Raw genomic sequence first — 9,426 nt, forward strand, 5'->3', positions numbered from 1 at the left:
GGTTGTTGCGGTCCTGACGGGATTTGAACCCGCGGCCTCCACCTTGACAGGGTGGCGAGCACTCCAAACTGCTCCACAGGACCAGGTTTCGCAGTGCGATTCTTGCGTTGCGCTGCGAGAAGGACTGTACAGGAGTCGGAGCCTCCTGGTCGAACTCACCCTGCGTGCGGGAGCCGTTACGGTACCGCCGCGTCGATCGCCTTGACGATCCGTTTGTCCGACACCGGGTACGCCGTGCCGAGCGCGTGGGCGAAATAGCTGACCCGCAGCTCCTCGATCATCCAGCGGATGTCCAGCACCTGCCGCGGCACCGGCCGCCCCTGCGGCAACTGCTCCAGCAGCCACGCGTACTCGTCCCGCATCTCATGGACCTTCGCCATGCGCGTGCTGTCCCGCTGCACGTTCGAAGGCATCTGCTGCAGGCGCCGGTCCGCGGCCACCAGGTAGCGCATCAGGTCCGGCAGCCGCCGCAGCCCCGCCTCCGTCACGAAACCGGGCCGTACAAGCCCGTCCAGCTGCCCCCGTACGTCCTGGAGGTTCGGGAGCAGCGCGGGGCTCCGTACGCCCTTCAGGCGGCGCTCACAGGCCTGCCACGCCGCCAGCACCTGCTGCACCTGGCCCACCGCGCGGACCGTCGTGTCGACGATCTCCGCGCGGACCTTGTCGTACAGCTTCCGGAACGACTCCTCGTCCCACACCGGCCCGCCGAAGTCGGCGATCAGCCGGTCCGCCGCCGCCATCGCGCAGTCGTCGAACAGCGCCTGCACCGAACCGTGCGGATTCGCGGACAGCGCCAGCTTCTGCGCGTTCGTCAGCTTCTCGGACGCGAACTTCGCGGGGTTCACCGGAATTCCCAGCAGGATCAGCCGGCGCGTGCCCTTCCACATCGCCTCCGCCTGCTCGGCCTCCGTGTCGAACAGCCGCACCGACACCGTGTCGCCGTCGTCGACCAGCGCCGGATACGCCTTCACCGGCTGTCCGGCCCGGCGTGTCTCGAACACGCGGGTCAGCGAGCCGATCGTCCAGTCCGTCAGCCCCTCGCGTTCCAGGGACTCGCCGCCCTGGCGCTGCGCCGTGGCGGCGGCGGCCTGCGACAGCGCCTTGCGGGCCTTCGGCCGCAGCTGGAGCTTGAGCGCCTCCAGGTCCTTGTCCTCGGCGACCTTGCGGCGCCGCTCGTCGACGATCCGGAACGTCACCTTCAAATGGTCCGGAACCCGGGACCAGTCGAAGTCCTCCGCGTCGAAGGGCACCCCGACCATCCGCTTCAGCTCACGGGCCATCGTCACCGTGAGCGGCTCCTGCAACGGCACCGCCCGTTCCAGGAACGCCTTCGCGTAGTTCGGCGCCGGCACGTAGTTCCGCCGGATCGGCTTGGGAAGCGACCGGATCAGCTCCGTGACGACCTCCTCGCGCAACCCCGGGATCTGCCAGTCGAACCCCTCGTCCGTCACCTGGTTCAGCACCTGGAGCGGAACATGGACCGTCACACCGTCCGCGTCCGCACCCGGCTCGAACTGGTACGTCACCCGGAACTTCAGCGGCCCCTGCCGCCACGAGTCCGGGTAGTCCACCTTGGTGACCGCCTCCGCCGACTCACGGATCAGCATCTCCCGCTCGAAGTCGAGGAAGTCCGGCTGCTCGTGCCGCTTGTGCTTCCACCACGAGTCGAAGTGAGCCCCCGACACCACGTGTTCGGGGATCCGCTGCTCGTAGAAGTCGAACAGGGTCTCGTCGTCGACCAGGATGTCCCGCCGCCGCGCCCGGTGCTCCAGCTCCTCGACCTCGGTCAGCAGCCTCCGGTTGTCGGCGTAGAACTTGTGGTGCGTCCGCCAGTCGCCCTCGACCAGCGCGTTGCGGATGAACAGCTCCCGGGAGACCTCCGGGTCGATCCGGCCGTAGTTCACCTTGCGCTGCGCCACGATCGGCACGCCGTACAGCGTGACCTTCTCGTACGCCATCACGGCCGCCTGGTCCTTCTCCCAGTGCGGCTCGCTGTACGTGCGCTTGAGCAGGTGCTCCGCGAGCGGCTCCACCCACTCCGGTTCGATCTTCGCGTTGACCCGCGCCCACAGCCGGGACGTCTCCACCAGCTCGGCCGACATCACGAACCGCGGCGGCTTCTTGAAGAGCGCCGAACCCGGGAAGATCGCGAACTTGGCGTTCCGCGCGCCCAGGTACTCGTTGCGTCCGCCGTCCTTGCGGCCGGCGCCCGGACCGGAGTCCTTGGACTCCTTCACGTCCTTCATGCCGATGTGCGACAGCAGACCGGCCAGCAGGGAGACGTGGACACGGTCGTCGGGGGCGTCCTCCTCGTTGAGGTGGATGCCCATCTGCTTGGCGACCGTGCGCAACTGCGTGTAGATGTCCTGCCACTCGCGGATCCGCAGGAAGTTCAGGTACTCCTGCTTGCACATCCGGCGGAACGACGACGACCCGCGCTCCTTCTGCTGCTCGCGGACGTACCGCCACAGGTTGAGGTACGCGAGGAAGTCGCTGGACTCGTCCCGGAACCGGGCGTGCTGCTGATCGGCCTGCGTCTGCTTGTCGGCCGGCCGCTCCCGCGGATCCTGGATGGACAGGGCCGCGGCGATGACCATCACCTCACGGACACAGCCGTTCCTGTCCGCCTCCAGCACCATGCGCGCCAGCCGCGGGTCCACCGGCAGCTGCGCCAGCTTCCGCCCCGTCTGCGTCAGCCGCTTGCGGGGGTCCTTCTGCGCCGCGTCCAGCGCGCCCAGTTCCTGGAGCAGCTGCACGCCGTCGCGGATGTTGCGGTGGTCCGGCGGGTCGATGAACGGGAACTTCTCGATCTCGCCCAGGCCGGCCGCCGTCATCTGCAGGATGACCGAGGCGAGGTTGGTGCGCAGGATCTCCGCGTCCGTGAACTCCGGACGGGCCAGGAAGTCGTCCTCGCTGTACAGCCGGATGCAGATGCCGTCCGACGTACGGCCGCAGCGGCCCTTGCGCTGGTTGGCGCTGGCCTGCGAGACCGGCTCGATCGGCAGCCGCTGCACCTTGGTGCGATGGCTGTAGCGGGAGATGCGGGCGAACCCGGGGTCGATGACGTACTTGATGCCCGGCACGGTCAGGGACGTCTCGGCCACGTTCGTCGCCAGCACGATCCGGCGACCGCTGTGCTGCTGGAACACCCGGTGCTGCTCGGCGTGCGACAGCCGCGCGTACAGCGGCAGCACCTCCGTCGACCGGTACCGCTTCTTCGTCAGCGCGTCCGCCGTGTCCCGGATCTCCCGCTCACCGGAGAGGAACACCAGGACGTCGCCCGGCCCCTCCGCCATCAGCTCCTCGACGGCGTCCGTGATCGCGGTGATCTGATCGCGGTCGGCGTCGTCGGAGTCCTCCTCAAGCAGCGGCCGGTACCGCACCTCCACCGGATACGTACGCCCGCTGACCTCGATGATCGGCGCGTCCCCGAAATGCCGGGAGAAACGCTCCGGGTCGATGGTCGCGGACGTGATGACGACCTTGAGGTCAGGGCGCTTCGGCAGCAGCTGCGCGAGATAGCCGAGCAGGAAGTCGATGTTGAGCGACCGCTCGTGCGCCTCGTCGATGATGATCGTGTCGTAGGCGCGCAGCTCGCGGTCGGTCTGGATCTCCGCGAGCAGGATGCCGTCCGTCATCAGCTTGATGAAGGTGGCGTCCGGGTTCACCTGGTCGGTGAAGCGGACCTTCCAGCCGACGGCCTCGCCCAGCGGCGTGTCCAGCTCCTCCGCCACCCGCTCCGCGACCGTGCGCGCGGCGATACGGCGGGGCTGCGTGTGCCCGATCATGCCCCGGACGCCCCGGCCCAGCTCCATGCAGATCTTCGGGATCTGCGTGGTCTTGCCGGACCCAGTCTCACCGGCGACGATCACCACCTGGTGATCACGGATCGCCTCGGCGATCGTGTCCTTCTTCTGGCTGACGGGGAGCTGCTCGGGATACGTGACCGCGGGCACCCGGGCGCGCCGCCCGGCCATCCGTTCCTCGGACCCGGCGACCTCCGCCTCGATCTCGGCGAGCACGGCGTCGCGGGCCTCCGGCTTACGGATCTTGCGCGCGCCTTCGAGCCTGCGCCCGAGCCGGTGCGCGTCGCGCAGCGACAGCTCGGTGAGGCGGGAGGCGAGGGAGCCGAGAGCGGGGGCAGAGTGCGTAGACATACGGACTCCAGGATCTCATCCCGCGAAAATTCGCGGCCAATGATTTTGCCGGGGCACATGTGCGGCCCCCGGTGAGGGGCGCATGTGAGGGGACACACAACAAGGCCCCGATCGATGATCGGGGCCTTTGCTGTGGCTGGGGCCGGGGTCGAACCGGCGACCTATCGCTTTTCAGGCGATCGCTCGTACCAACTGAGCTACCCAGCCGAGGTGTTTCACGTGAAACACCAGCGGTCCTGACGGGATTTGAACCCGCGGCCTCCACCTTGACAGGGTGGCGAGCACTCCAAACTGCTCCACAGGACCAAGCGTGTCGTACGACAGTGTCGCACAGGGTGGTGCGTGCCCCCAACGGGATTCGAACCCGTGCTACCGCCTTGAAAGGGCGGCGTCCTAGGCCGCTAGACGATGAGGGCTATCGGCCCGCCTGGGCGCTTCTCAGCGCGTCGGGGACGTGAGAAGCATACGTGCTGTCGGGAGTGTTCGCCAAAACGGTTTACGGGGAGGGCGTCGAGGGGGTGGCCGAGGGGGTCCCGGAGGAGGGGGAGGGCGAGGTGGCCGCGCCCGGCTGGTTCTCCTTCGGGAGGTGGCGGCTGACCTCCGCCGTGGTCAGGCCGAGGCCGCCCAGTTCGATGGAGTCCCAGGCCTGGAGGCGACGGGTGTCGCGGTCGAAGTAGAGGATCGACGTCTCGATCGGATCGGGGTACTTCCCCTCGATGGCGCGCAGGCCGCTGCCGCCGGTGGAGCCCTCGACGCGCAGCCGGGTGCCGTACTTCATGACCTCCGTCTCCTCGCGGTGGATGTGACCGGCCAGCACCAGCGGCACGGTGCCGTCGACCTCACGCGCCGCCGACGGCTCATGGGCGATCGCCACGTCCACCGGGGTGCCGGCGGTCCGCTGGTCGCGCAGGGCGGAGGCGAGCCGGGCGCCCGCCAGCTCCTGGGACTGCTCGGCCCCGGTCCTGTTCGAGCGGTCGGGGGTGAACTGCGGATCGCCGATGCCGGCGAAGCGCAGCCCGGCGACGGTCCTCGCCTTGCCGTCGTCGAGGACGTGGACGTTCTCCAGGCCTTCGAGGTAGCGCTGGGTGATCATCGAGTCGTGGTTGCCGCGGACCCAGACGTAGGGGGCGCCCAGGTCCTCGACGGGGTCCAGGAAGCCGTTCTCGGCGGCGGTGCCGTGGTCCATCGTGTCGCCCGAGTCGACGATCACGTCCACCTGGTACTGCTCCACCAGCGAGGCGATGATCTTCCAGCTCGCCGGGTTGAGGTGGATGTCGGAGACGTGCAGCACGCGGAGGGTGGTCGGGTCCGGCTGGTAGGCGGGGAGGGTGGAGGTGGCGTCGTACAGCTTGGTCACGTTGGTGACCAGGCGCGCCAGCTCCTTCTGGTAGACGTCGAACTCCGTGACGATGCTGCGCGCGTCGCCGACCAGGGAGGGGGCGGAGGAGAGCAGGCCGGAGAACTTCGGCTCCAGCACGGAGTCGGGGTTCCAGGTGGCGTACGCCGTGCCGCCGGACGCGGCCAGCAGGCCGAGGGCGAGGCCGCCGGCGGCGAGGGCGCGGCGGGGACGGCGGTAGACGAGGAGGCCCAGGGCGGTGGCGCCGGTGACCACGGCGACGCAGGAGCGCACGGCGAGGTCGGCGGTGCCGCGGGCGATGTCCCCGGTCACCTCGTCCTGGAGGCCGGAGAGGCGTTCGGGGTGGTCGACGAGGGCCTGGGAGCGCTCGGGGTCGAGCTGGTCGACGTTGACGTCCAGGCGGACGGGGGCCGTGTGGCTGGCGAGCCGGAGGTCACCGAGGGGCGAGATGTTGATCTTCGTGCCGCCGGTGACGGAGGGGCGCAGGGTCATGGTGGTGTCCATGGGGCCCACGGGGACACGGACGTTGCCGACGACGAGCAGCCCGAGCCAGGCGCCGAGGACCACCACGGCGACGAGGCCGACCGCGCGCATCCAGGGCCGCGGTTGTGGGGTGAGGGTGAGCGTCGCGGTGGTGGGCCGGCGGGAGCGCCGGCGGCCGGTGAGGGCCCGCGGGACCCGTGGGAGGCGACGGAAGGCGTTCAGGACGGCGGAGGGGACGCGGGCCATTGGTCCCGTATGCCCAAGTCGGTGGCCGGATATGCGGGGGCCGTACGCAACTCGTACGGACGGCTCGTACCCGACAATGGCTTCGTGCTGGAGATGACGCGCGAGATGTTCGAGGAGCTGGTCGCCGAGGCGCTGGACCGGATCCCGCCGGAGCTGACGCGACTGATGGACAACGTCGCGGTGTTCGTGGAGGACGAGCCGCCGGCGGACGATCCGGAGCTGCTCGGGCTGTACGAGGGGACGCCGCTGACGGAGCGGGGCGAGTGGTACGCGGGGGTGCTGCCGGACCGGATCACCGTCTACCGGGGGCCGACGCTGCGGATGTGCGAGTCCCGGGAGGACGTCGTCGCCGAGACGGAGATCACGGTGGTGCACGAGATCGCCCACCACTTCGGCATCGACGACGCCCGGCTGCACGCGCTCGGCTACGGATAGCCCGTACGCGAGGTTGTGCGCGTGTCTTCTTGCGGGTGGTGGGAGTTGGGGTTGTTGACCCTGTACTCCAATCGGAGGTGGCCCCGTGCGCCGCTTGTACGTACCCGTCCGCCTGGCCGCCACGGTCGTGGCCGTCGCCGCTGCCGCCGGCTGCATGAGTGTGGGTGAGGACGGTGCGGGCGGGAGCGGCGGGCCGTCGCACTCCGCGGGGAGGCCGGGCGGTGAGGCGCCGGACGGGGGCGCCACGGTGTCGGGCGGCGGTGCCGGGTACGGCGCCGCGTCGGCCGACGCGGCGCGCGGGGACGGCGAGGGCGAGGGGCACAGGGGCGGGGGCGAGAAGGGCAAGGCCGGGAAGGCGGCGTCCGCCGAGGCCTCGCCGTCCGCGGGGGTGAGCCGGTCCGCACCGGCCGACGACGGGCCGGACGGGCCCGCGGAGCCGACCCCGGACGACGGGCCCGTCCCCCCGGAGCCCTCGCGCACGCCCGATCCGGAGCCCACGCCGACGCCCGAGCCGCCGGTCACACCGGAGCCGACGCAGGCGGAGCCGTCCTCGTCGGCGCACCAGCCGCCCGAGACGCAGTTGGCGCAGCGGGAGCCGGCGCCGGAAGCGGGGGCGCCGGTCTAAGCCCTCTTCTCCAGCGCTTCCCCGCCCGTCGGACCCCGCGCTCACCTGCCGATTTGCTATTGGGGGTGCCGGGTGCGTATGGTGGCAGATCGTTTGATCCTATTTGCCCGGCGCCACTGCAGAGCGCGCCGTGTGGCGCGTACTCTCTCCCTTGCCGTGGTGGACCGCATCGAGGCGGTCGTAATTGCGAACTGCGAATCACGGAGTTGACGGGCGCGTGCCGAAGAGACTCCGGAAGGTTTCGCATTCGTATGCCCATCGCCAGTACTGATCACGTCGTCGTGCCCGAGAACATCGAGGACACCGACATCACCCCCGCCCCCGAGGCGGCCCCCGAACCCACCTTCGCCGACCTCGGCCTGCCCGAGGGCGTCGTGCGCAAGCTCGCGCAGAACGGCGTGACCACCCCCTTCCCGATCCAGGCCGCGACCATCCCGGACGCCCTGGCCGGCAAGGACATCCTCGGCCGTGGCCGCACCGGTTCCGGCAAGACCCTCTCCTTCGGTCTGCCGACCCTGGCCACGCTGGCCGGCGGCCGCACCGAGAAGCACAAGCCGCGCGCCGTCATCCTGACGCCGACGCGCGAGCTGGCCATGCAGGTCGCCGACGCGCTCCAGCCGTACGGCGACGTCGTCGGCCTGAAGATGAAGGTCGTCTGCGGCGGCACCTCGATGGGCAACCAGATCTACGCCCTCGAGCGCGGCGTCGACATCCTCGTCGCCACCCCCGGCCGCCTGCGCGACATCATCAACCGCGGCGCCTGCTCCCTGGAGAACGTGCAGATCGCGGTCCTCGACGAGGCCGACCAGATGTCCGACCTGGGCTTCCTGCCCGAGGTCACCGAGCTGCTCGACCAGGTCCCGGCCGGCGGCCAGCGGATGCTGTTCTCCGCCACCATGGAGAACGAGATCAAGACCCTCGTCGACCGGTACCTGAAGGACCCGGCCCTCCACGAGGTGGACGCGGCCCAGGGCGCGGTGACGACCATGTCGCACCACATCCTCGTCGTGAAGCCCAAGGACAAGGCGCCGGTCACCGCGGCCATCGCCTCCCGCAAGGGCCGCACCATCATCTTCGTCCGCACCCAGCTCGGCGCCGACCGCGTCGCCGAGCAGCTGCGCGACGCGGGCGTGAAGGCGGACGCGCTGCACGGCGGCATGACCCAGGGCGCGCGCACGCGCACCCTGGCCGACTTCAAGGACGGCTACGTCAACGTCCTGGTCGCCACCGACGTCGCCGCGCGCGGCATCCACGTCGACGGCATCGACCTGGTCCTCAACGTGGACCCGGCCGGCGACCACAAGGACTACCTGCACCGCGCGGGCCGTACGGCGCGCGCCGGCCGCACCGGCACCGTCGTCTCCCTGTCGCTGCCGCACCAGCGCCGTCAGATCTTCCGGCTGATGGAGGACGCGGGCGTCGACGCCACGCGCCACATCATCCAGGGCGGCGCCGCCTTCGAGCCGGAGGTCGCCGAGATCACCGGTGCCCGCTCGATGACCGAGGTGCAGGCCGAGTCCGCGGGCAACGCCGCGCAGCAGGCCGAGCGCGAGGTCGCCCAGCTCACCAAGGAGCTGGAGCGGGCCCAGCGCCGCGCCTCCGAGCTGCGCGAGGAGTCCGACCGGCTGCTGGCCCGGGTCGCGCGCGAGCGGGGCGAGGAGGTCGAGACGGTGGTCGCCGAGGCGGCCGAGGCCGAGGTCTCGCTGCCGGAGCAGCCGACCGCGCGGGACGTCGAGCGGACCGAGCGCGTGGAGCGTACGGAGGCCCCGGCACCGTACGAGCGGCGCGAGCGCCGGGACGACCGTCGGGACGACCGTGGTGGGCGTTCCTTCGAGCGTCGTGACGACCGTGGTGGCTTCAACCGTGACCGTGGTGACCGTCGGGACGACCGTGGTGGGCGTTCCTTCGAGCGTCGCGACGACCGCCGGGACGACCGCGGTGGCCGTTCCTTCGAGCGCCGCGACGACCGCGGCGGTTTCCGTCGGGACGACCGCCGGGACGACCGTGGTGGGCGTTCCTTCGAGCGCCGTGACGACCGTGGTGGCTTCAACCGTGACCGTGGTGACCGTCGGGACGACCGTGGTGGGCGTTCCTTCGAGCGTCGCGACGACCGCCGGGACGAC

4 protein-coding genes, 4 tRNA genes and 1 pseudogene are annotated in these 9,426 nt (G+C 70.5%); 3 read left to right on the forward strand and 6 right to left on the reverse strand.

Annotated features, from left to right (window positions below; genetic code table 11):
* Positions 1-8: 8 nt before the first annotated feature.
* From ACIA6T_RS11935 to ACIA6T_RS11960, 6 genes are all read right to left on the reverse strand, one after another.
* Positions 9-83, reverse strand: a tRNA-Asp gene (locus tag ACIA6T_RS11935).
* Positions 84-176: 93 nt separating this feature from the next.
* Complete coding sequence (gene hrpA / locus ACIA6T_RS11940; RefSeq protein ID WP_399446387.1) at positions 177-4,157, reverse strand: ATP-dependent RNA helicase HrpA; 3,981 nt, start codon at positions 4,155-4,157, stop codon at positions 177-179.
* A 133-nt stretch (positions 4,158-4,290) separates the two neighbouring features.
* Positions 4,291-4,364, reverse strand: a tRNA-Phe gene (locus tag ACIA6T_RS11945).
* A gap of 24 nt (positions 4,365-4,388) precedes the next feature.
* Positions 4,389-4,463 (reverse strand) — tRNA-Asp (locus ACIA6T_RS11950).
* Between the two features lie 37 nt (positions 4,464-4,500).
* Positions 4,501-4,573, reverse strand: a tRNA-Glu gene (locus ACIA6T_RS11955).
* A gap of 80 nt (positions 4,574-4,653) precedes the next feature.
* Positions 4,654-6,243 (reverse strand): metallophosphoesterase, encoded by a 1,590-nt coding sequence (locus ACIA6T_RS11960; protein ID WP_399446388.1) that lies wholly within the window; start codon positions 6,241-6,243, stop codon positions 4,654-4,656.
* A gap of 84 nt (positions 6,244-6,327) precedes the next feature.
* On the opposite strand from ACIA6T_RS11960, the gene ACIA6T_RS11965 reads away from it, so the two are divergent.
* The 3 genes and pseudogenes from ACIA6T_RS11965 to ACIA6T_RS11975 form a co-directional block, all read left to right on the forward strand.
* Entirely contained in the window at positions 6,328-6,678 is a 351-nt protein-coding gene (locus ACIA6T_RS11965) for a metallopeptidase family protein (protein ID WP_073933509.1), read from the forward strand.
* Between the two features lie 85 nt (positions 6,679-6,763).
* Positions 6,764-7,303 (forward strand): hypothetical protein, encoded by a 540-nt coding sequence (locus ACIA6T_RS11970; RefSeq protein WP_399446389.1) that lies wholly within the window; start codon positions 6,764-6,766, stop codon positions 7,301-7,303.
* 251 nt (positions 7,304-7,554) lie between these two features.
* Positions 7,555-9,426: pseudogene (locus ACIA6T_RS11975) on the forward strand (DEAD/DEAH box helicase); the annotation flags it as partial.

The sequence above is a fragment of the Streptomyces sp. NPDC051740 genome (genome assembly GCF_044453165.1).
Taxonomy (GTDB): Bacteria; Actinomycetota; Actinomycetes; order Streptomycetales; family Streptomycetaceae; genus Streptomyces; species Streptomyces atrovirens.